This is a genomic window from Novosphingobium piscinae (assembly GCF_014230355.1).
GTDB classification, from domain to species: domain Bacteria; phylum Pseudomonadota; class Alphaproteobacteria; order Sphingomonadales; family Sphingomonadaceae; genus Novosphingobium; species Novosphingobium piscinae.
Map to the genome: position 1 here is coordinate 55,079 of NZ_JACLAX010000004.1, position 21,061 is coordinate 76,139.

The 21,061-nt window shown below is 69.9% G+C and carries 20 protein-coding genes, 1 tRNA gene and 1 other RNA gene; 5 read left to right on the forward strand and 17 right to left on the reverse strand.

What is annotated here, in order from left to right; all coding sequences use genetic code 11:
• Window position 1 precedes the first annotated feature (1 nt).
• The 3 genes from pyrH to rpsB form a co-directional block, all read right to left on the reverse strand.
• Window positions 2–724, reverse strand: coding sequence for a UMP kinase (gene pyrH / locus H7F53_RS05475; RefSeq protein WP_185678480.1), 723 nt, complete (start codon window positions 722–724; stop codon window positions 2–4).
• 233 nt (window positions 725–957) lie between these two features.
• Window positions 958–1,884, reverse strand: coding sequence for a translation elongation factor Ts (gene tsf / locus H7F53_RS05480; RefSeq protein ID WP_185678481.1), 927 nt, complete (start codon window positions 1,882–1,884; stop codon window positions 958–960).
• Window positions 1,885–1,978: 94 nt separating this feature from the next.
• Entirely contained in the window at window positions 1,979–2,731 is a 753-nt protein-coding gene (gene rpsB / locus H7F53_RS05485) for a 30S ribosomal protein S2 (protein ID WP_185678482.1), read from the reverse strand.
• Between the two features lie 374 nt (window positions 2,732–3,105).
• On the opposite strand from rpsB, the gene H7F53_RS05490 reads away from it, so the two are divergent.
• Window positions 3,106–3,393: a hypothetical protein gene (locus tag H7F53_RS05490; protein ID WP_185678483.1), complete on the forward strand. Its 288-nt coding sequence runs from the start codon at window positions 3,106–3,108 to the stop codon at window positions 3,391–3,393.
• Here the strand turns inward: H7F53_RS05490 and H7F53_RS05495 are convergent.
• The 3 genes from H7F53_RS05495 to H7F53_RS05505 form a co-directional block, all read right to left on the reverse strand.
• Window positions 3,365–4,198: a CDP-alcohol phosphatidyltransferase family protein gene (locus H7F53_RS05495; RefSeq protein ID WP_185678484.1), complete on the reverse strand. Its 834-nt coding sequence runs from the start codon at window positions 4,196–4,198 to the stop codon at window positions 3,365–3,367. The two genes, H7F53_RS05490 and H7F53_RS05495, sit on opposite strands and share 29 nt — an antisense overlap.
• Window positions 4,195–4,944, reverse strand: coding sequence for a phosphatidylserine decarboxylase (locus H7F53_RS05500; RefSeq protein ID WP_185678485.1), 750 nt, complete (start codon window positions 4,942–4,944; stop codon window positions 4,195–4,197). Before H7F53_RS05500 ends, H7F53_RS05495 begins: the two co-directional genes overlap by 4 nt.
• Before the next feature lie 134 nt (window positions 4,945–5,078).
• Window positions 5,079–5,164: transfer RNA gene (locus H7F53_RS05505), tRNA-Tyr, on the reverse strand.
• A gap of 165 nt (window positions 5,165–5,329) precedes the next feature.
• Between H7F53_RS05505 and rlmB the strand changes: the two genes are divergently transcribed.
• Together rlmB and H7F53_RS05515 are read left to right on the forward strand one after the other, a co-directional pair.
• A complete protein-coding gene (rlmB, locus tag H7F53_RS05510; protein ID WP_185678650.1) occupies window positions 5,330–6,148 on the forward strand; it encodes a 23S rRNA (guanosine(2251)-2'-O)-methyltransferase RlmB in 819 nt (272 codons plus the stop codon).
• A 30-nt stretch (window positions 6,149–6,178) separates the two neighbouring features.
• Window positions 6,179–7,051: a hypothetical protein gene (locus tag H7F53_RS05515; protein WP_185678486.1), complete on the forward strand. Its 873-nt coding sequence runs from the start codon at window positions 6,179–6,181 to the stop codon at window positions 7,049–7,051.
• Window positions 7,052–7,194: 143 nt separating this feature from the next.
• Here the strand turns inward: H7F53_RS05515 and H7F53_RS05520 are convergent, their stop codons facing one another.
• The 4 genes from H7F53_RS05520 to H7F53_RS05535 all read right to left on the reverse strand — a co-directional run bounded on the left by H7F53_RS05520 (window position 7,195) and on the right by H7F53_RS05535 (window position 12,549).
• The gene (locus H7F53_RS05520) at window positions 7,195–7,467 is read right to left on the reverse strand and encodes an HU family DNA-binding protein (RefSeq protein ID WP_185678487.1); all 273 of its coding nucleotides are present in this window, start codon (window positions 7,465–7,467) and stop codon (window positions 7,195–7,197) included.
• Window positions 7,468–7,768: 301 nt separating this feature from the next.
• Window positions 7,769–10,168, reverse strand: a complete 2,400-nt coding sequence (lon, locus tag H7F53_RS05525; protein WP_185678488.1) for an endopeptidase La — start codon at window positions 10,166–10,168, stop codon at window positions 7,769–7,771.
• A 195-nt stretch (window positions 10,169–10,363) separates the two neighbouring features.
• Window positions 10,364–10,702, reverse strand: coding sequence for a YbaB/EbfC family nucleoid-associated protein (locus H7F53_RS05530; protein ID WP_185678489.1), 339 nt, complete (start codon window positions 10,700–10,702; stop codon window positions 10,364–10,366).
• Window positions 10,699–12,549 (reverse strand): DNA polymerase III subunit gamma/tau, encoded by a 1,851-nt coding sequence (locus H7F53_RS05535; protein ID WP_185678490.1) that lies wholly within the window; start codon window positions 12,547–12,549, stop codon window positions 10,699–10,701. The genes H7F53_RS05530 and H7F53_RS05535 overlap by 4 nt, the downstream gene beginning before the upstream one ends.
• Window positions 12,550–12,634: 85 nt before the next feature.
• On the opposite strand from H7F53_RS05535, the gene H7F53_RS05540 reads away from it, so the two are divergent.
• On the forward strand, window positions 12,635–13,135 hold the full coding sequence (locus H7F53_RS05540) for a DUF4188 domain-containing protein (RefSeq protein ID WP_185678491.1): 501 nt from the start codon (window positions 12,635–12,637) through the stop codon (window positions 13,133–13,135).
• Here the strand turns inward: H7F53_RS05540 and ffs are convergent.
• The 6 genes from ffs to H7F53_RS05570 all read right to left on the reverse strand — a co-directional run bounded on the left by ffs (window position 13,131) and on the right by H7F53_RS05570 (window position 19,188).
• Window positions 13,131–13,225: signal recognition particle sRNA small type (ffs, locus tag H7F53_RS05545), an RNA gene on the reverse strand. The two genes, H7F53_RS05540 and ffs, sit on opposite strands and share 5 nt — an antisense overlap.
• A gap of 52 nt (window positions 13,226–13,277) precedes the next feature.
• The gene (locus H7F53_RS05550; protein ID WP_185678492.1) at window positions 13,278–13,556 is read right to left on the reverse strand and encodes an ETC complex I subunit; all 279 of its coding nucleotides are present in this window, start codon (window positions 13,554–13,556) and stop codon (window positions 13,278–13,280) included.
• Between the two features lie 172 nt (window positions 13,557–13,728).
• Window positions 13,729–16,215 carry an ATP-dependent helicase HrpB gene (hrpB, locus tag H7F53_RS05555; protein WP_185678493.1) on the reverse strand — a complete coding sequence of 829 codons (2,487 nt, stop codon included), beginning with the start codon at window positions 16,213–16,215 and terminating at the stop codon, window positions 13,729–13,731.
• Between the two features lie 169 nt (window positions 16,216–16,384).
• The gene (locus H7F53_RS17570; protein ID WP_221773594.1) at window positions 16,385–16,717 is read right to left on the reverse strand and encodes a PEPxxWA-CTERM sorting domain-containing protein; all 333 of its coding nucleotides are present in this window, start codon (window positions 16,715–16,717) and stop codon (window positions 16,385–16,387) included.
• A gap of 69 nt (window positions 16,718–16,786) precedes the next feature.
• Window positions 16,787–17,857 carry an acyltransferase family protein gene (locus tag H7F53_RS05565; protein WP_185678494.1) on the reverse strand — a complete coding sequence of 357 codons (1,071 nt, stop codon included), beginning with the start codon at window positions 17,855–17,857 and terminating at the stop codon, window positions 16,787–16,789.
• A gap of 314 nt (window positions 17,858–18,171) precedes the next feature.
• Window positions 18,172–19,188, reverse strand: coding sequence for a polyprenyl synthetase family protein (locus tag H7F53_RS05570; RefSeq protein WP_185678652.1), 1,017 nt, complete (start codon window positions 19,186–19,188; stop codon window positions 18,172–18,174).
• 118 nt (window positions 19,189–19,306) lie between these two features.
• Between H7F53_RS05570 and H7F53_RS05575 the strand changes: the two genes are divergently transcribed.
• Window positions 19,307–19,627, forward strand: a complete 321-nt coding sequence (locus H7F53_RS05575) for a chorismate mutase (RefSeq protein WP_185678495.1) — start codon at window positions 19,307–19,309, stop codon at window positions 19,625–19,627.
• A 35-nt stretch (window positions 19,628–19,662) separates the two neighbouring features.
• On the opposite strand, the gene H7F53_RS05580 is transcribed toward H7F53_RS05575, so the two are convergent.
• Entirely contained in the window at window positions 19,663–21,009 is a 1,347-nt protein-coding gene (locus H7F53_RS05580) for a sensor histidine kinase (protein WP_246438596.1), read from the reverse strand.
• Window positions 21,010–21,061: the final 52 nt, after the last annotated feature.

Below are 21,061 nucleotides of genomic sequence, written 5' to 3' on the forward strand. Positions count from 1 at the left end.
GTCAGGCTCCCTTCTGGACGATGGTCTGGATCCCCTCACCCGCGAGCACGCGGGCCAGGTTGCCCTTCTCGCGGATCGAGAAGACCACGATCGGAATGTCGTTGTCGCGGCACAGCGCCACGGCCGAGGCGTCCATCACCTTGAGGTTCTCGGCGAGGACGGTGTCGTAATCGATCACGTCCCAGCGCTTGGCCGCCGGATTGTGCTTGGGATCGGAATCGTAGATCCCGTCAACGCTGGTCCCCTTCAGCAGTGCGTCGCACTGCATCTCGGCGGCGCGCAGCGCGGCCCCGGAATCGGTGGTGAAATAGGGCGCGCCGACGCCGGCGGCGAAGATCACCACGCGGCCCTTTTCGAGATGGCGTTCGGCGCGGCGACGGATCACCGGCTCGCACACCTGGTCCATCTGCACCGCCGACTGGACGCGGGTGTGCACCCCCAGCTGCTCCAGCGCGTTCTGCATCGCCAGGGCATTCATCACCGTGGCGAGCATGCCCATATAGTCGGCCTGGGCGCGGTCCATCCCGCGCGCCGCCCCGGCCATGCCGCGGAAGATGTTACCGCCGCCGATCACCAGGCAGATCTCCAGCCCGGTATCGCGCGCCGCCTTCACCTCCTTGGCCAGTTCGGCAACGAACTCGGGATCGATGCCGAAGGGCTGGTTGCCCATCAGCACCTCGCCCGACAGCTTGAGGAGGACGCGTTTGTAGCGGGGTTTGCTCATCGGGGCGGCATGCTCGCGGACTGGCTGGGAAATGTTGCAGCGCCTTAGACCGTGGCCGCCCCGCTGCCAAGGCTGGATGCGGTCACGGTGTGGAACAGCTGCCCACGTCGGCCCGGCCGGCGGCGCGGCCCGGGTCCGGTCGGCCCGCGTCAGGCCCGGCCGAACGAAAAGGGCGCCGCCGTTGCCGGCAGCGCCCCTCGAACCCTGCCCCGGCCGCGGCCGGGCTGCGATGCTTACTTGAGGCCGGCGGCCGCAGCCACTTCGGCCGCGAAGTCGGACTCTTCCTTCTCGATGCCTTCGCCGAGCTGGAAGCGGACATAGTCGACCAGCGCGATCTTGGTCCCGGCGGCCTTGCCGGCCTGGGCCACGACGTCGGCGATCGGGGTCTTGTTGTCCATCACGAACAGCTGGCTGAGCAGCGCGTTCTCCTTGGCGTACTTCGCCACGGCGCCATCGACCATCTTGGCCTGGACCTCGGCGGGCTTGCCGCTCTCGGCCGCCTTCTCGGCCGCGATCTTGCGCTCGCGGGCGAGCAGCTCGGGATCGAGATCGTCGGCCGACAGCGCCAGCGGGAAGGCCGCGGCGATGTGCATGGCGATCTGCTTGCCGAGCGGCTCGAGCACGTCGGCACCAGCCTCGGATTCGAGCGCGACGAGCACGCCGATCTTGCCAAGGTTGGTGGCGGCGGCATTGTGCACGTAGGGCACGACCACGCCGCTGCTCACCGCCACGTGCTTGAGGCGGCGCAGCTGCTGGTTCTCACCGATGGTGGCGACGTTGTTGGTCAGCTTGTCGGCGACGGTGCCGCCGTCCGGATAGGCCGCGCCCTTGAGCGCCTCGACGTCGGCGGCGGCAGTGGCCAATGCGACTTCGGTGGTCTTGCGAACGAAGTCCTGGAACTGGTCGTTCTTGGCGACGAAGTCGGTTTCCGAGTTGACCTCGACGGCCACGCCCTTGGTGCCCGCGACGGCGACGCCGACCAGGCCCTCGGCCGCGGTGCGGCTCGACTTCTTGGCGGCGGCGGCCAGGCCCTTGGCGCGCAGCGCGTCGACCGCGGCTTCGAAATCGCCCCCGGATTCGTCGAGGGCCTTCTTGCAATCCATCATGCCGGCGCCGGTGCGCTCGCGCAGGTTCTTCACGTCAGCGGCGGTGTAAGCCATGGCGTTTGTCCTTGTTGGGTATGGAAACGGCGCCGGGCCCTTGGACCCGGCGCGCGACAATCGTGTGACGACCTCACCCGAGGTCGACCGGCGTTCAGGCCTCGATCGCGTCCTCGACCGGGTTGTCGAGCGCACCGATATCGGCGCCCGAATCGATCACCGCCTCGCGCCGGCCCTTGGTGGCGGCGGCGGCGACGGTCTCGCAGTAGAGGCGGATCGCGCGGCTGGCGTCGTCGTTCGCCGGGATCGGGAACGCGATGCCGTCGGGCGAGACGTTCGAATCCAGGATCGCGACGACCGGGATACCCAGCACGTTGGCTTCCTTGATCGCCAGCTCTTCCTTGTTGGCGTCGATCACGAACATCACGTCGGGGATGCCGCCCATGTCGCGGATGCCGCCGAGCGACAGCTCGAGCTTGTCGCGCTCACGGGTGAGCTGCAGCACTTCCTTCTTGGTCAGGCCGGTGGTGTCTCCGCCCAGCTGCTCTTCCAGCGTCTTGAGGCGCTTGATCGAGCCCGAGATGGTCTTCCAGTTGGTGAGCATGCCGCCCAGCCAGCGGTGGTTGACGAAGTGCTGACCCGAGGCGCGCGCGGCTTCGGCGATCGGCTGCTGGGCCTGGCGCTTGGTGCCGACGAACAGGACCTTGCCGCCCGCCTGGACCGTGGCCGAGATGAAATCGAGCGCGCGGGCGAACAGCGGCACGGTCTGCGACAGATCCAGGATGTGAACCCCGTTGCGGGCGCCGAAGATGTACGGCTTCATCCGCGGGTTCCAGCGGTGGGTCTGGTGGCCGAAGTGGGCGCCGGCCTCGATCAGTTGCTGCATGGTGACGACAGGAGCCGCCATAGGATAGTTCCTTTCCGGTTGAACCTCCGGGAAGCTGGAACCGTGCGGTTGGCCCGAAAGCCTCATCGTCCGCTGCGGCACCGGGTGTGGTGCTTCCCGTGTGGATTTGCCGCGACAGCTGAACCCGGCAACTGGCCGGATCGCCCGCGACGCCGCGCCCCTAGCGCCTCATCCGGCGAATTTCCAGCCCAAAATGAGCGGCTTGCTGTAGACGAGAACAAAGGGGGAAAATAATCGCTTGACGGGGAGAACAGGAGTGGAACATAGAGGCGATGAGACCAAACCGGGAACAGGGTCACGGCCCACCGGTTATCCACAGGACAGTCCACAAGGCCTCAACCGCCGGTGGGCGGTCCCAACACAAGGATCAAGGCATGATCGCGCTGTTTGCCACCCTCGTTCTTCCCGTGCTGTTCCTGGGCAGCGGCGTGCTGGCCGTGACGGTGCTGGTGGGGACCTGGCGCGCCCATGCCGGAACCTTTGCCCGCCTGCGCGCCGAGCTTGCGGCCTGCGAACCGACCCGCAGCCTGGTCATCAGTGTGGTCGCGCATCAGGTTCGCCCGGTCGCCGTGGCGCCGGGGCCGGTGCGGATCAGCCGCCGGGTGCGGACCCCGGGCGCGGCGCGGCCGGCTTTCAGCCTCGCTCGCCCCGCTGCCGCCTGATCCGGGCGTAGCTTACCCAGCCATAGGGAACGAGCAGCAGGTAAACCAGGCAGATACCGGCAAGAGTGAGCCAAGGCTCGCTGATCAGCGCCGCGAAGACCAGCGCCGCCAGTCCGATCAGCTCGAGCCGGACCGAGCGGCGCGGCCGCATCGAGGCCCAGCTCAGGGTGGGCAGGCTGGAAATCAGCAGGAACGCCGTCAGCAGCAGCCAGATGCCGACCAGCTCGGGACGGCGGAACAGGTCGTTGCCGCTGGCGATCCACAGATAGAGCGGCAGGAAGGCCAGCCCCGCCCCGACCGGCGCCGGGACCCCGGTCAGGTAGCCGGCGGCCTTGCGCGGCTCGTCGGCCATGTCGATCCGGGCGTTGAAGCGCGCCAGGCGCAGCGCCATGCAGATGGCAAAGGCCAGCGCGGCGAACCAGCCGAGCCGCGGCACGTCCTGCAGCGACCACAGGAACAGGATCAGCGCCGGCGCCACGCCGAAGGAGATCACGTCCGACAGACTGTCGAGCTCGGCGCCGAAGCGCGACTGCGCCTTGAGCAGGCGGGCGATGCGCCCGTCGACCCCGTCGAGCATTCCCGCCAGGATCACCGCCAGCACGGCCTTCTGCCAGTCGTCCAGCGGCAGCCCGGGCGTGGTCGGCACCGGGGTGCCGCTGGCCGCGGTGATCGCGAAGCGGATCCCGGTCAGCCCCGAGGCCAGTGCCGCCGCGGTGATCGCGTTGGGCACCAGGGCGCGCAGGGTCAGCCCCCCGGGCAGCCGCACCGCCTCGCGACGCGGCCGCCGCTCGCGGGCATCGCTCACTGGCTGACGCCCTCGATCAGGCCCTGCTGGCCCAGCTCGGCCAGCACCGTCTCGCCGGCGACGACCCGCTGGCCAAGCAGCACGCGCGGCTCGGTGCCCTCGGGCAGATAGACATCGACCCGACTGCCAAAACGGATCAGCCCGACGCGCTGGCCCGCGGCCAGAATGTCACCCGGCTTGACGAACGGCACGATGCGGCGCGCAACCAGCCCGGCGATCTGGGTAAAGCCGATCCGCATCCCGTCGCTGCGCTCGATCAGGATGTGCTGGCGCTCGTTGTCCTCGCTCGCCTTGTCGAGATCGGCGTTCATGAACTTTCCGGGGATATAGACCACCCGGCGCACGGTGCCGCCGATCGGGGCGCGGTTGATGTGCACGTCGAACACCGACATGAAGATCGAGATCCGCGTTACCTGCGCGGAGGGCAGGCCGACCGTGCCGGTGCCGTCGTCCAGCACCAGCTCGCGCGGGGGATCGACCTTGCGGATCAGCGTGATCAGCCCGTCGGCCGGCGCCACCAGATAGCCATCCCCCTGCGGGGTGACGCGCAGCGGATCGCGGAAGAAGGCCAGCACGCCCAGCGTCAGGAAGCCCACCGGCCAGGCCAGCGTCTCCCACGCGAGGAACGCGAGCAGCGCCGCGAGGGCCGCGACGATCAGGCCGAACTTGCGCCCTTCGGGATGGATCGATGGCCATTGCCAGGCCGCGTTGCCGCGACCGCGATTGTCTGTGATTTCGCCGGACATGCCGACCATCTAGGGCCTCGCAGCGGTCCCGGCAAGGCAGCTACGGCCAGCGTCGGGCACAGCCGCCGGATCGCGGATCCAGGCCGCCTCGGCGGCGGCCAACCCAGGCGAGAGGAACGCGGCAGAAAGGGTGGTGGTGGACAGGGCTAGATTCGAACTAGCGTACGCTTGCGCGGGCAGATTTACAGTCTGCTGCCTTTAACCACTCGGCCACCTGTCCACACCAGCTTGCCGGTGGCGGGCGAACCCGCAATGTGGGTCTCTTGCGAGACCGTCCGGCCGAGAGGCGGCCCCAATGGCGAAGCCGGGCTTGCCTGTCAATGGGGGTGCGGGCATGAGCGCGACGCAAATTCGACCACCGGTCGACAATCACGGGACAATGACCATGGCAGAGCGCGGCGGCAATCGAGGTGGGGACGACAGGCCGAAACGCGCGCTGCGTGGGCGGGCGGGCCGCATGCAGGGCGGGCGCGGCTCGGGCCGGGCCTCGTCCGGCGCGGTGCGGCTGTGGGGCCGCCACGCCGTGGAGGCGGCGCTCAAGAACCCGGAACGGCGCCATCGCAAGCTGTGGGCGACGCGCGAGGGGATCGCCTCGCTCGATGGCGAACTGCCCGCCGATTTCACGGTGGAATATGCCCAGGGCGCCGACCTGGCCAGGCTGGTGGCCCGCGACGCGCCGCATCAGGGCCTGGTGCTGGAATGCGAGCCCCTGCCCGATATCTTCCTCGACGAGGTGCTGGATGGCGATCCGGCGCGCCCGCTGCTGATCCTCGACCAGGTCACCGATCCGCACAATGTCGGGGCGATCCTGCGCTCGGCCGCGGCCTTCAACGCCTGCGCGATCGTCACCCAGGATCGCCACGCCCCGCCCGAATCGGGCACCCTGGCCAAGAGCGCCTCGGGCGCACTCGAGGTTGTGCCGTGGGTCCGCGTGGTCAACCTCGCCCGCGCGCTCGACGAGGTGGCCGAGGCCGGGTACTGGCGGATCGGCCTGGACGGCGCCGGCAAGGACACGCTGGGCGCGGTCCTTCCGGCCGGCCCGGTGGCGCTGGTGCTGGGCGCGGAAGGCGAAGGCATGCGGCACAACGTGGCCCAGCATTGCGACGCCCTCGCCCGCCTGCCGACCAGTTCGGCGATCGAGAGCCTCAACGTGTCCAACGCCGCCGCCATCGCGCTTTACGCGATTGCAACCCGGGGCGAATAACCTCGTGGCTTTCCAGCGAGGAGACCCCGCTTGTTCCGGACCCGCACCCCCAAGGCCGCTGCGGCGCTGCTGATCGTCCTGGCGGCGGCGCTCGGCGCCTGCCTGCTCACTCCCGGGCGGTTCACCTCCAGCCTCGACCTGCGCCGCGACGGCACCTTCCGCTTCGCCTACCAGGGCGAGATCCATATGCTGGCCCTGACCAAGCTGGCGCAGATGGGCAGCAAGCCCAAGGTGTTCGAGCCCGACACCTGCTACAACGACGAGGCCAAGGAACGCCCCTGCACCGCCGAGGAACTGGCCGATCAGAAGAAAGCCTTCGAGGAACGGCTCAAGCAGAGCGGCCCCAAGGACAAGGCCGAAGCCGAGCAGATGAAGGCGCTGCTGGGCGGAATCGATCCGTCGAACCCGCAGGCCGCCGAGGAGATGGCGGCCCGGCTGCGGCGCCAGGCGGGGTGGAAGAGCGTGGTCTACAAGGGTGATGGCCTGTTCGTGGTCGACTATGCGATAGCCGGGCGGCTCGATCACGATTTCGTCTTCCCCACGGTCGAGCGCCTGCCGCTGGCCAATGCCTTCGTCCAGGTCTCGCGCCGGAATGACGGCACGGTGCGGATCGATGCGCCGGGATTCTCCGCCCAGTCCGGCGCCGGCAATCCGATGGGCATGGCGCTTGCCGGGATGGCCGGCGCGATGAGCAAGGCCGGCAAGGGCGGCAAGGATGGCGCGGACCTGCCCGGCAATCCGTTCGGCCCGTTCGAGGGCACCTTCACCCTCACCACCGACGGGGCGATCATCGCCAACAACACCGACGAGGGGCCGCAACCCGGCACCACGGGACCGATGCTGACCTGGGCCGTGAACCCGCGCAATCCGGCGCCGACCGCACTGGTACGGCTGGGCAACTGAGGCCGGGCCAAAGGTCCGGAACCGGGGCACGGCCCCGGCGCAGTCCTACCGCGCGGCCCGCAGACAGCAAAAAGCGCCGCTCCTTCGCGGGGCGGCGCTTCTGCATGGAAATGGGCCGCAGCGGGCCCGTCAGGACGGCAGCCTTAGTTGACCGCGTCCTTCAGCCCCTTGCCGGCCTTGAACTTCGGCTGGCTCGAGGCGTTGATCTTCATCGGCTCACCGGTGCGCGGGTTGCGGCCGGTGGAGGCCTTGCGCTTGGCCACCGAGAAGGTGCCGAAGCCGACCAGACGCACTTCCTCGCCCTTCTTCAGGGCGCCGCTGATGGCATCGAACACGCCTTCCACTGCCTTGGTGGCATCGGCGCGGGTCAGGCCGCTGGATTCGGCCACCGCGCCGATCAGTTCGTTCTTGTTCATTCGGGAACCCCCTACCTCGTGTGAAACCGCTGTGATCTTGGGAATCGCGTCGGTTGGCGCGGAATTGAACGCCTTTTGACGAAGCTGTCAAAGCCAAACCCCCGCGATTCTCCGGCGATTCGCCCGATTTTCGCCCGATTTGGCGGCGTCACACGCTTGCAGCTGTGGAAACCGCGCCGATTGCTGCGTCGCAACACGCAAAGGCCCCGAATTCCGGGCGTTTCACGCCTCGAATCGGGGCCTGGCGAGCTCGCCCGGGACGGCGCCCCGCCAAGCGGAGCGCTATCCGACAGGCGGAGCTTCAGTGCGCGGTCGGCTGGGGCGTGCCCACCGTGCCGGCCGGAGCCGGCTGGCTGGCCAGGTCGTCGGCCTCGGTCCAGTCGATCGGCTCGACCGGCGCGGTCAGCGCCCTCACCAGCACCTCGTCGACATGGCTCACCGGCACCAGCTCGAGCCCCTGGAGGATGTTCTCCGGGATCTCGGCCAGGTCCTTGCGGTTCTCCTCGGGGATCAGGACGGTCTTGATGCCCCCCCGCAGGGCGGCGAGCAGCTTTTCCTTGAGCCCGCCGATCGCCAGGACCCGGCCGCGCAGCGTGACCTCGCCGGTCATCGCCACGTCGGCCCGCACCGGGATGCCGGTCAGGGTGGAAACCATCGCGGTGACCATGCCGATCCCGGCCGAGGGGCCATCCTTGGGCACGGCGCCCTCGGGCAGGTGGATGTGCAGGTCCTTGCGCTGGAACAGCGAGGGCTTGATGCCATAGGCCGGCGCCCGCGCCTTGACGAAGCTGAACGCCATCTGGACGCTCTCGCTCATCACCTCGCCGAGCTTGCCGGTGGTCCTGACCGCGCCCTTGCCCGGCACGGTCACGCTTTCGATGGTCAGCAGCTCGCCGCCCACCTCGGTCCAGGCCAGCCCGGTCACCGCGCCCACCTGGTGCTCGGTGTCCGACACGCCATGCTTGAACTTCCGCACCCCGGCGAAATCGGCGAGGTTGTCGGGCGTGATGGTGATGGCCTGGTCCTTGCCTTCCAGGATCCGCCGCAGCGACTTGCGCGCCAGACGGGCGATCTCGCGCTCCAGCGTGCGCACGCCGGCCTCGCGGGTGTAGAACCGGATCAGATCGCGCAGGCCGGCCTGGGTCAGAGTGAACTCACCCTTCTTCAGCCCGTGCGCCTCGATCTGCTTGGCGATCAGGTGCCGCTCGGCGATCTCGACCTTCTCGTCCTCGGTGTAGCCCTCCAGCCGGATGATCTCCATCCGGTCGAGCAGCGGCTGCGGCAGGTTGAGACTGTTGGCCGTGCAGACGAACATCACGTCCGACAGGTCATAGTCGACCTCCAGGTAATGGTCCTGGAACTTGGCGTTCTGCTCGGGATCGAGCACCTCGAGCAGGGCCGAAGCCGGATCGCCGCGGAAGTCCTGGCCCAGCTTGTCGATCTCATCCAGCAGGAACAGCGGGTTGCTGGTGCCTGCCTTCCTGAGATTGGACACGACCTTGCCCGGGAGCGAGCCGATATAGGTGCGGCGGTGGCCGCGGATCTCGGCCTCGTCGCGCACGCCGCCCAGCGACTGGCGGATGAATTCGCGCCCGGTCGCCTTGGCGATCGACTTGCCGAGGCTGGTCTTGCCCACGCCCGGCGGGCCGACGAGGCACAGGATCGGCCCCTTGAGCTTGTTGGTCCGGGCCTGGACGGCCAGGTACTCGACGATCCGGTCCTTGACCTTCTCGAGCGCGTAGTGATCCGCGTCGAGGATCGCCTGGGCCTTGCCGATGTCCTTCTTGAGCTTCGAACGCTTGCCCCAGGGCAGGCCCAGCAGCACGTCGAGATAGTTGCGCACGACGGTTGCTTCGGCGCTCATCGGCTGCATCGACTTGAGCTTCTTGAGCTCGGCATTGGCCTTGGTGCGGGCTTCGTCCGAGAGCTTGAGCTTCTCGATCTTCTCCTGCAGCTCGGCGATCTCGTTGCTCTCATCGCCGTCGCCGCCGCCCAGCTCGGACTGGATCGCCTTGAGCTGCTCGTTGAGGTAGTATTCGCGCTGGGTCTTCTCCATCTGGCGCTTCACGCGCCCGCGGATGCGCCGCTCCACCTGGAGCACGCCCAGTTCGCCCTCCATGAACGAGAAGACCATTTCGAGCCGCTTGAGCGGATCGCCCTCGCTCAGCAGTGCCTGCTTGTCCGAAACCTTGGCGCCAAGCTGCGCGGCGATGGCATCGGCCAGGCGCGAGGCATCGTCGATCTCGCCCAGCTGGTCGCCGGCCTCGGCCGCGAGCTTCTTGTTGAGCTTGGCATATTCGCGGAACTGCTCGACCGCCGAACGCATCATCGCGGCGACCTCGCTGCCCGAGGTGGTGACCGGCTCGGCCAGTTCGACCAGCGCAGTGGTCAACCCGCTACCCTCGGCCAGTTCAACCAGACGTGCGCGCTGCTGACCTTCGACCAGCACACGCACCGTGCCATCGGGCAACTTGAGCAGCTGGAGCACGCTGGCGACCACGCCGACGTCATAGAGATCGTCGGCCTGCGGATCCTCGCAGCCCGGATCAAGCTGCGCCAGCAGGAAGATGTCCTTGTTGCCCGACATCGCCGCCTCGAGCGCGGCGACCGATTTCTCGCGCCCGACGAAGAGCGGGACGACCATGCCGGGGAACACGACGATGTCGCGCAGCGGCAGCAGGGGAAGTGAGATCTGTTCCATATCCGTCCAATCTGGGCGCTCACCCCCGGCGGTGCAAGTCGGGTGCGGGCACAGGTCCCGGCGCTCCTTGCGCCGCCATGGCGGCGGCGGGGTTCTCCGAGATATGGGGACGGGGCCGGCACGGTGCAATGCCGCCGATGGCCTCCGCCCGCGCGTGGTTGTGGATTGCCGCGGCCGGAGGGTGGCCGGGCGGGCTCAGAGCCCGGGGAAGTTGAACCCCGGCGGCAGGCCGAGGCCCTGCTGCATCTTGGCCATTTCCTCCCCCGACACCTGATCGGCCTTGGCCCGGGCATCGTTGAAGGCGGCGGCGACCAGATCCTCGAGGATGCCCTTTTCGGCGGGCTGGAGCAGACTGTCATCCAGGCTGACGCCGACCACGCGGCCCTTGGCCGAGCAGCGGATCCGGACCAGCCCCCCGCCGGCCACGCCCTCGACCTCGATCTGGTCGAGGCGGGTCTGGGCCTCGTTCATCTGCTTCTGGATGGTCTCGGCGGCCTTCTGCGCGGCCTGGATCATCTCTTCCATCGACTTCATGCTCTACGGCTCCAGTTGCGTTCGACCCGCGGCGACGAGCCGCCGGGGTGGGAATCCTCCTCGACGATGCGGGCCTGGGGGAAGGCCGCGAAGGCGGCCTCGACCAGTGGCGCCCGGCGCAGCTGCGCATCGGCGTCGCGCGCGGCGGCCTCGCGCTGCTCCTCCAGGCTGGGGCGACCCTCCCCCTCACCCGGCTCCACCTGCCACGCGATGCCGGTGGCGGCTTCCAACGCCTTGCGGATCTCGGCCGCCCCCAGCGGGGCCAGACCGGGCGCGAAGCAGTAGCGCAGCAGCCCGGAGCGCAGCTCGATCACGCGCAGACCAAGCCGCAAGGCGGCCCCGACCATCGGCGATTGCTGCTCGACCTGGTGAACCAGCGCGTCCCAATCGAGCGTGGTGGCCGCCATTGCGGTTCCGGTCGGGCCGCTCTGTCCGCCACCCGCCGGGGCCTCGCCCGGGAAGGCGACGCCAGGTTGTGCGGCGAGTTGCTCGAGACGGCGGGCCAACTGGCCGGGATCGGGCAGATCGGCGGCATGCAGCACGCGCAGCAGCGCCATTTGTGCCGCAGCCAGCGGATCGGGTGCGGTGCGCACCTCGTCGTGCCCCTTGAGCAGCAGCTGCCACAGCCGGTGCAGCTGCCCGGGCGACAGCTGATCGGCCCAGGTCTCGATCGCGGCGCGCTCCTCGGCCGAGATCGCCTCGGCCCCGGTGCGACCGACCTGGGTCACGGTGATACGGTGGACCAGCTCGAGCTGCGAGCGCAGCAGCGCCAGCGGCTCGACCCCGAGCGCGAACTGCGCCGCGACCAGCTCAAGCAGGCCCGGCCCGTCGCCGGCGAGCATCGCGGCAAGCAGGCGGCGCTGTACGGTCTTGTCGGCCAGGCCGAGCATGTCCTGGACCTGCGCCGGGGTGACCCGCCCTTCCCCGCCAAGGTCGGCATGGGCGATCGCCTGGTCGAGGATCGACAGCCCGTCACGGACCGATCCCTCGGCCGCCTCGGCGATCATCGACAGGGCCTCGGCCTCGGCCGGGACACCCTCCTCGGCGCAGACGCGGGCGAAGTGATCGGCCAGCAGGCCGGCGGGAATGCGCCGCAGGTCGAAGCGCTGGCAGCGCGACAGCACCGTGACCGGCAGCTTGTCGACCTCGGTGGTGGCGAACAGGAACTTCACATGGGCCGGCGGCTCTTCCAGCGTCTTGAGCAGCGCGTTGAACGCGTTGCGGCTGAGCATGTGGACTTCGTCGATGATATAGATCTTGTAGCGCGCCGAGACCGCCGCATAGCGCACCGCCTCGATGATCTCGCGCACGTCGTCGACGCCAGTGTGGCTGGCGGCGTCCATCTCGATCACGTCGATATGGCGCCCCTCGGCGATCGCCACGCAGGGCTCGCACTGGCCGCAGGGATCGATCGTCGGCCCGCCCTTGCCGTCCGGGCCGACGCAGTTGAGCGCCTTGGCGATCAGCCGTGCGGTGCTGGTCTTGCCCACCCCGCGCACGCCGGTCATCAGGAAGGCATGGGCCAGCCGGTCGCGGCGGATCGCATTGGCAAGCGTCTGGACCATCGCGTCCTGCCCGATCAGCGCCGAGAAGGTCTGCGGGCGGTACTTGCGGGCCAGCACGCGGTAGGGCTGGGTTGGGGCAACGGGAGGTGCAGAGGCCGGTTCGGCCGCAGCGACCGCAGCGGCGGGCGCCGGGGCCGGAGCGGAAGCCGGCGCCTGGCCCGAAGGCGGGAGCGGATCGCCGAACAGCGCCGACTGGCCCGCCGCCTCGAGCTCGGCCGCGGATGGCGCGGCGTCGGTCTCGTCGGCCGGGTCGGGTCCGAACATGTCAGCAGAGTCGTCCATCGCGCGCCTAGGTAAGCGCTGGCGCCGCGCTTGTCGAATGGGGAGACGGCTTGACCGGTAGGTTTCGCCATGAAACCTTGATCGCATGAGCCCACCGATCCGCCCCGGCCGCTTCACCGCCGCCCATGAGGGGCCGCTCGTCGTCTTCGTCATCGGCATGCGCATCAACCGGTTCCGCGCGGTCGGCAAATGGCTGCCGGTGGCGCGGGCCATGCCGGCCATGCTGCGCGAGCTGTTGGCCGACCCGGGCAGCGGCTTTCTGGGCGGGCAGACCATGCTGGCCAGCCCGCGCACCATCGTGATGATCCAGTACTGGCGCGATTTCGACAGCCTCGAAGGCTATGCCCGCGCCCGCGACCGGCGGCACTGGCCGGCCTGGACGGCGTTCAACCAGGCGGTCGGCGGCGATGGCACCGTCGGGATCTTCCACGAAACCTACGTGGTGGAGCGCGGCGCCAGCGAGACGATCTATGGCAACATGCCGCCGTTCGGGCTGGGGCGCATCGCCGGACTGGTTCCAGCCACCGGCTCGCGCGAGGCGGCGCGGCAGCGCTTGCGCGGCGATCATGACCTGACGGGGGATTAAAGGAGCCGGCCGACCCGCCGCAACCCGTTGTGGCTGCTTCCTTCCGGACCTGACCAGGTTGGCGGACGCAAGCGTCCGACCGACTCCCGGCGGCGCATATGGCGGCCGGGCAGAGCTTTGTCCAGCCCCGCCGCCCGCCGCGTCAGCGGAAGTTGTCGGCGTAGGCCTGCAGCTTGAGCCGCTTCGGCGGGGTCGCCTGGACCCGCGCGGCGATGCCATAGCGCTCGGCGTAGGCGATGGCCTCGGCCTGGCTGGCGAAGCGCAGGACCACCTGCTGCCGGGTATCGCCCGAGCCGGCCCAGCCCATCAGCGGATCGGGCTTCTTGGCCTCGGCCGGCACGAACTCGAGCAGCCACGAATCAGTCAGGGCCTTGCCCGACTGCATGGCATTCTTGGGGCGCTGATAGATGCGAGCGGTCATGGCCCGCGCTTTCGGGCGAATCGAGGGCGGAATCAAGAGGACAAATGCGCGCAGGCGAGCACGGAAAGGTCTGGTTCGCGCCGCGCCACGGAGAGGCTTGCGGGCAAGGCCAGGCCGCAGGCGCAAACCGGCATTGCGCTGCGCCGGACCACCCTGCGCGAACCAGGCCCGTTTATGACCTCCCCTTGTCGCGGGCGAAGGCGTTCTTGGTCTTGAGGCTGGGGTCTTCCTCCCACGGCGCCTCGGGCCAGCGGTGCTTGGGATAGCGGCCCTTCATGTCCTTCACCACGTCCTTCCACGAGCCGCGCCAGAACCCCGGCAGATCACGCGTGGTCTGCAGCGGCTTGCCGCCGGGATCGGTCAGCTTGAGCAGCAGCGGCCGGGCCGGCTGGCCGAAGCCGGGATGGCGGTCGAGCCCGAACAGCGCCTGGACCCGCACCTCGACCGCGGGACCGCCGGGATCAGCATAGTCGATCGCGTGCGCGGTCCCCGCCGGACTGCGGAACTGGGCCGGGGCGACCTGGTCGAGCGCCTGGCGCTCGGCATAGTCAAGCCGCGCCAGGAGCGCCTCGTGCAGGCGGCCGGGATCGAGATCGTCAAGCCGGCGGCCAAGCAAGGGCACCAGCCAGTCCTCCACCGCACCGCGCAGCGCCGCATCGGACAGGACCTCCAGCCCGGCGAAACCGGCGCGGGTGAGCAGGGCCGCGCTGGCCGCCGACAGCGGCAGCAGCCCCAGCCCCTCCTCCGCCACCCGCGCCGCGAGGAACCGGGCGACCGCGCCCGGTTCGGGCCGGGGATCGGGCACGCGCATCAAGGTGATCGCCCCCAGCCGCTGTTCGAGCAGAGCCTCGACCCGGCGCTCCTCCGCGATCCAGCGCAGCGTGGTGCGCCGCTCGATCCGGTTGCCCAGCCAGCGCTGGACCTCGGTCTCGGTCAGCGCGATCGCGGCGGTGATGCGCGCGCCTTTCGCCTCGCCCTGGGCCTCGCCCACCGCCAGCCACTCGGCGCGGATGAGCGGCGAGGCCGGATCGAGCCGCAGGCCCCGTCCCCCGGCGGTGAGCCACTGCTCGCCGGCAGGGTCACGGCGGCGGGCGAGCAGGTCGGGAAAGCCCGCGGCCAGCAGCACGCCGAGGGGAGGCGCGCCGTTGGGCTGGCGTTGTGCCGGGACCTCGACAGGCTCAGGCTGAGCCTGTCGAACCCCACGCGCCGCCCTGGCCCAACGCTCGGCCAGCTTGCGCGAGGCCTGGGCGCGGGCAGAGCGATCCCGCGCCAGGCTGTCGAACCGCGCATGGAGATCATCGCTCCGCCCACCCAGCCCACGCTCTTGCAGCAACAGGGCCAGCACGGCGGCATCATCCTCCGAACCCGAAGCCACGGCATCGAGCACCATGTGCGCCAGCCGCGGCTCCAGCGGCAGGGTGGCCATCGCCTGTCCGTGCGGGCTGATCCGCCCCGCCGCATCGAGCGCGCCGAGCTGGGTGAGCAGGTCCCGCGCCGCGCCCATGGCCGGCGCCGGCGGCGGGTCCAGCCAGGGCAGCGCGGCTGGATCGGCCGCGCCCCACTGCGCCAGGGTCAGCGCCAGCGGGGCGAGATCGGAGACCAGCATCTCCGGCGGATCGAAGGGCGGGCGCCCGGCATGGGCCGCCTCTTCCCACAACCGATAGGCCACACCCGGACCCTGCCGCGCCGCACGCCCGGCCCGCTGCGCGGCGGCGGCCTGGCTGGCGGTGTGGGTGACCAGCCGGGTCACCCCGGCAGCCTTGTCGAACTCGGCCCGGCGCGACAGGCCCGCATCGACCACCACCGACACGCCCTCCAGCGTCAGCGAGGTCTCGGCGATCGCGGTGGCCAGCACGATCCGCCGCCGCCCTTGCGGATCGCGGCGGATCGCGGCGCGCTGGGCGGCCGGCTCGCACTGGCCGTGCAGCGGCAGGACCAGCGCTGCCGGCAGGCGCTCGGCCAGCCGCTCGCGGGTCCGCTCGATCTCGCCCACCCCGGGAAGGAAGGCGAGGATGTCCCCGCTCTCCTCGCGCCAGGCGGTCAGGATCGCCGCGGCCATCGCCTCGTCCAGCCGCAGCTCGGTCCGGGCGCCCAGCCAGCGCAGCGCCAGCGGCCAGGCCTTGCCCGCGCTCTCGATCACCGGCGTCCCCGCGCCGAGCAGCGCGGCGAAGCGCGCGCCGTCGAGCGTGGCCGACATCACCAGCACGCGCAGGTCCTCGCGCAGGACCGCCGCGCTCTCCAGCACCAGCGCCAGCCCGAGATCGCTGTCGAGATGCCGCTCGTGCGCCTCGTCGAACAGGACGGCCGAAACCCCGGCCAGCTCGGGATCGCGCTGGATCGTGCTGACAAAGATCGCTTCCGTCATCACCAGCACCCGCGTGCGGGCCGAGCGTTTGCTGTCGAGCCGGGTCAGGTAGCCGATGGTCTCCCCGGCCGGTTCACCCAGCAGCTCGGCCATCCGCTCGGCCGCGGCGCGCGCCGCGACCCGGCGGGGGGAGAGCACGATGACGCTGCCGGTGCACCACGGCTGGCCCAGCAGGGCCGGTGCGACCGCCGTGGTCTTGCCGGCTCCCGGCGGCGCGATCAGCACGGCCTTCGGCCCGGCCCGCAGCGCCGCGAGCAGATCAGGCAGGACGGCATGGATCGGCAGGTCGCTCACGCCGGGCGCCTTACTGCGGATTGGCCAGCGAGGCGAGAGGCGCCGCGGCCGGGACCGGGCCCGGCAGACTGTGGGCGGCGCCCGCAGAGCCGGCAGCCGCCAAGGGGCATGCGACAACGCCGCCAACCTTTCGGCCGACGGCGTTGCTCACAAGGACGGGATGAGGGCCTTAGGCGTAGCGGACCGACGTGACCACGTTCGCCCGCTTGCGCATCGCCATGCCGACCGCGGCAAAGCCCAGCAGCATCATGGCCCAGGTCGAGGGCTCGGGAACCGCACCGGTGTTCCCGCCGCTTCCGGCCGTGGTCGAACCGAACGTGAGATCGTCGAAGACCTGCTGGTTGACCGTTCCGCCGAACACGACCAACTTGGCAACACCGCTGAAACCGAGCGAGAAGTCCTGGAAGGTGCAGTACTGCGCGCCGAAGCCGTCGGGGTTCGAAGACCCGCTTGTGGCCTTGCCCAGCACCAGGCTGGCGAGAAGCGAACCGCTCCCGTTCAAGCCGTCAAGGATGCTGACCGTTGTCCCGCTGGTGAACGGCCGTGGACGTAAGGTCCCCGGGGCACCCGTTCACGCAAACGCCCGCCGCCCAAGATCGATGGCGGGTTTCTCGACCAGCCGCCACGCGGCGACCACCACGATGGGAAACAGCCACAAGGGCGGCAACGCGGAAAAATAGAACCGCGGCATGCCGAGGAACAGCTCCTGCCACAGGTAGATCGTGTAGGAGCACCGGCCAATCGCCTGGACCGGCGCGGTCGCCAGCAGCCAGCGGGCTGGACGCAGGTTGCCCGACCCGAACACCACCAGCGCCAGCAAGGGCGGCGCCAGCGCGGTCTGCAGCAGCGGCGGGGCCTGCCAGATCAGCAGCGCGAAACCCGCAAGGATGGCCAGCCACAGCGGCCCCCGCACCCGGCGCACCACCACGGCCTGGAGCGCCGGCACCGCCGCCAGCAGCGCGCCACTGGCGATGAACAGAAACGAGACCGCATTGCTGGCGCTCTTGCCGGTGCCCATGATGCCGATCGCCAGCAGCCCCGCCATCAGCGCGGGCAGCAGCACCGGCAGCACCGCGCCGAGCCGCCGCCCGCCGCAGAGCACCAGCAGCAGCGGGAAAGCCAGATAGAACTGCTCCTCCACCGCCAGCGTCCAGCTGTGCCCGACGAACCAGCCGCATTCGTAGAGCGGGGTGTTGCACAGGAACAGGCCCGCCGCGGCCAGCTCCAGCTTGGGGACATAGAGGTAGACCCCATGCGACAGCACGGCGATGGTCAAGAGGTAGAGCCCGAACTGGGGCAGGATCCGCGTCGCCCGGCGCAGGTAGAATCGCCCGAGGCGAAGCCGGCCGGTCGCCGCCAGCTCGCGCAGCAGCAGCCGGGTGATGACGTAGCCGCTGATCAGGAAGAACATCCTGACCCCGACCTGGCCCAGCGCGGCGCACAGCTCCTTGAGCCCCGGCGCCTGTGCCCATGGCGAAGCGCCGAAGCGGAACAGCGCGGCATGGGCCACCACCACCCCCAGCACGGCCACCGCGCGCAGCCCGTCGAGCACGGCATCGCGCCCGCCGCCGGAGCGCACATCGAACGGTGCGGGACCGGCGTGGTCTCCGCGCTCCCCGGTCTGGCGAGTGATCCCTGCCATGGGCTTGCCCCTTCCTCCGGCAGCGGTATCGGGCCAGCCCCGATCGGGCAACCGCCCGGCATCTCGCCAGCCAAGGCGCGGCGCAGCCGCAGGGCGAGTTGGTAGAGGCTACTTGGCGGGTCCGGATGTCCTACAGCGTGCCGATCTGACAGGCTGGACGGATGACCCGACACCCCTGCCCTCCGGCCTGGACCTGCGCCGATTTCCGGCCGCGCAAGCGCTCTGCCGGACCCCCGGGCCTGTCATCCCTGGACCGTGTCAACCGTGTCAACCTGTCCAGCAAAAGCGGCGCGAAGCTGAACGGCGGAGGCGAATCAGTAGCGCCGGGCCACCGCGAATTCGGCCGCCTCGGCCATGGCTGCGCGGGCCGGCCCGGCGGGGAACACCGCGATCGCGTCGATCGCGCGCTGGGCATAGTGCCGTGCCCGCTCGCGCGTGGCGGCCACGGTATCGTACTTGGCGATCAGCGCCACGGCATGGGCCAGATCCTCGTCCTCGCAGCGGAAGCCGGCGATGGCCTCCTGCCAGAACTGCCGTTCCTCGGTGGTGCCGCGGGCATAGGCAAGGATCACCGGCAGGGTCATCTTGCCGTCACGGAAATCGTCGCCCTTGCCCTTGCCCATCTCAGCGGCATCGGAATCATAGTCGATCGCATCATCGACCAGCTGGAAGGCGATGCCGAGGTTGCGGCCATAGGCGTCCAGCGCGGCCTCGTCGGCCTCGCTGCGCTCGGCCACCACGGCGGCGATGCGGGTTGCTGCGGCGAACAGCGCGGCGGTCTTGGCGCCGATGATCGAGAGATAGTGTTCCTCGCTGGTCTCGACCTTGCGCTGCGCGGTGAGCTGGTCGACCTCGCCCTCGGCAATCACCGAGCTGGCCTTGGAGAGGATCTTGAGCACCTTGAGGCTGCCGTCCTCGACCATCAGCTCGAAGGCGCGGGTGAACAGGAAGTCGCCGACCAGCACCGTCGCCGGATTGCCATAGACCACGTTGGCGGTCTGCTTGCCGCGGCGCAGCTCGGAGCCATCGACCACGTCATCGTGCAGCAAAGTGGCGGTATGAATAAATTCCACCGCGGCGGCCAGCTTGTGGTGCCGCGCGCCCTGATAGTCGCACAGCGCAGCCCCGGCGATGGTCAGCATCGGCCGCATCCGCTTGCCCCCACCGGCGATCAGGTGACCGGCCAGGGTGGGGATCAGCGGGATCTCGCTCTGCATCCGGTCAAGGATGATCGCGTTCACGCTGTTCATGCCGGCGGCGGTCAGCGACAGCAGCGGGGCCAGCGAGGGCTGGGGCGCCGCAGCGCGCAGGGGGATCACATCGGCGCTCATCGCGCTGTCCTTGGTCAAGGGGCGGCGGTTCGTCAAGCGAACCTGCTCCTTCGTCCCGGCGCGGCCGCGGATTCGCCCGCTTTGCGTCGGGCCGCGTCCCGTGCTAGCGGCCGTGCCGATGGGACACGACAGCAACACTCTTGCGCCGGACGGCTCGGCGGACCCCGTTCTCGCCGGTTTCCGCGCCAGTATCGACAATATCGATGCGGCGCTGATCCATATCCTGGCGGAACGGTTCCGCATCACCAAGGCCGTGGGAGCCTACAAGGCGGCGAACAGCCTGCCAGCCTCCGACCCGGGCCGCGAGGAGCGCCAGATCGCCCGGTTGCGCAAGCTGGCCGAGGACGCCCAGCTCGATCCCGACTTCGGCGAGAAATTCCTGCGCTTCATCATCGACGAGGTGATCCGCCACCATCACCAGGCCCAGGGCCAGGGGTAGGCCGTCATCGCGGGCCGGTCCCGCAGGACAGGTGGCTAGACCGCCGCGCGCGGCAGGCGCAGGCGGACGAGCAGCCCGCCGAGGTCCTCGCTCTCGCCCAGTTCGACCGCCCCGCCATAGATTTCGGCAACATCGCGGACGATGGCCAGGCCCAGCCCGGTGCCCGGCTTGCCGGTGTCCAGCCGGGCGCCACGATCGAAGATCCGGACGCGCTCAGCCGGCGGAATCCCGGTGCCGTCGTCCTCCACCCAGATCTCGCAGGCACGCGGATCGTCGGGTACCGCGTCGATCGTGACGAAGACCGAGCCGCCACCATACTTGGCCGCGTTCTCGATCAGGTTGCCGAGGATCTCGTCGAGGTCCTGCCGCTCGATCGCCACCGCCGCGTCGCGCGCGCCGTCGAGATCGAAGCGGGTGCGATCGTGCAGGCGGGTGACCGCGCGCAGCACCGCCTCGACGCTTTCGGCCACATTGGCGCGCGACTGGCCGACCGCGCGCCGCCCGACCGCGCGGGCCCGCGCCAGGTGATGATCGACCTGCCGGCGCATCACGGCCGCCTCGCGGATCACCGTATCGCCCAGATCGGGCGCCCGCGCCGTGGCGGCGTTCATCACCACGGTCAGCGGCGTCTTGAGGGCATGGGCAAGATTGCCGGCGTGGGTGCGGGCCTCCTCGGCCTGGCGCTCGGCATGGGCAAGCAGGCCGTTCAGCTCCTCGACCAGCGGCTGGACCTCGAGCGGGAGCGGATCGGTCACCCGGTTGGCTCCGGTGGTGCGCAGCCGCTTGATCGCCAGCCGTACCCGGCGCAGCGGACCGAGGCCATACCAGGTCTGCACCCCGGCCATCAGAAACAGGCCGGCGCCCAGAACGATGAAGCTCCACACCAGGATCAACCGGATGCGCCGGATTTGCGCGTTGAGCTCGGTGCGGCTGGCGGCCACCACGAACCACCATTTGGTGTCGCTGCCGGGCAGGATGATCGAGCGCTCCAGCACCCGCAAAGGTTCGCCGGCGAACTGGTTGCTGTCGTAGACGTGCGGCTCGTTGTCGAAGTGGTCGGCGCGGACCTTGAGGCTGCGATCCCACAGCGAGCGCGAGGGGAAGTCCTCGTGCCCCGGCCCGGTGATCTGCCAGTAAAGTCCGGAATTGGGCTCGAGAAAGCGCTGGTCGCCGAGCGGGCGGTTGAAATAGACCTCGCCGGCCGAATCCACCTCGGCCGAACCGATCATCGCGGTCAGCATGTAGCCCAACTGGTCGTCGAAATTGCGCGTCACCAGGCTGGTCAGCGTGCGGTCGAGCGCCAGCCCGCCGCCCAGCAGGAGGATCGCGATCCAGCCCGCCGCGATCACCATCATGCGGCGTGACAGCGAGCCCGTGTGCATGCGCGGCGCACCGGCCGCTGCGGTCTCCGTCCCGTCCGCCGGCTGCGCTGCT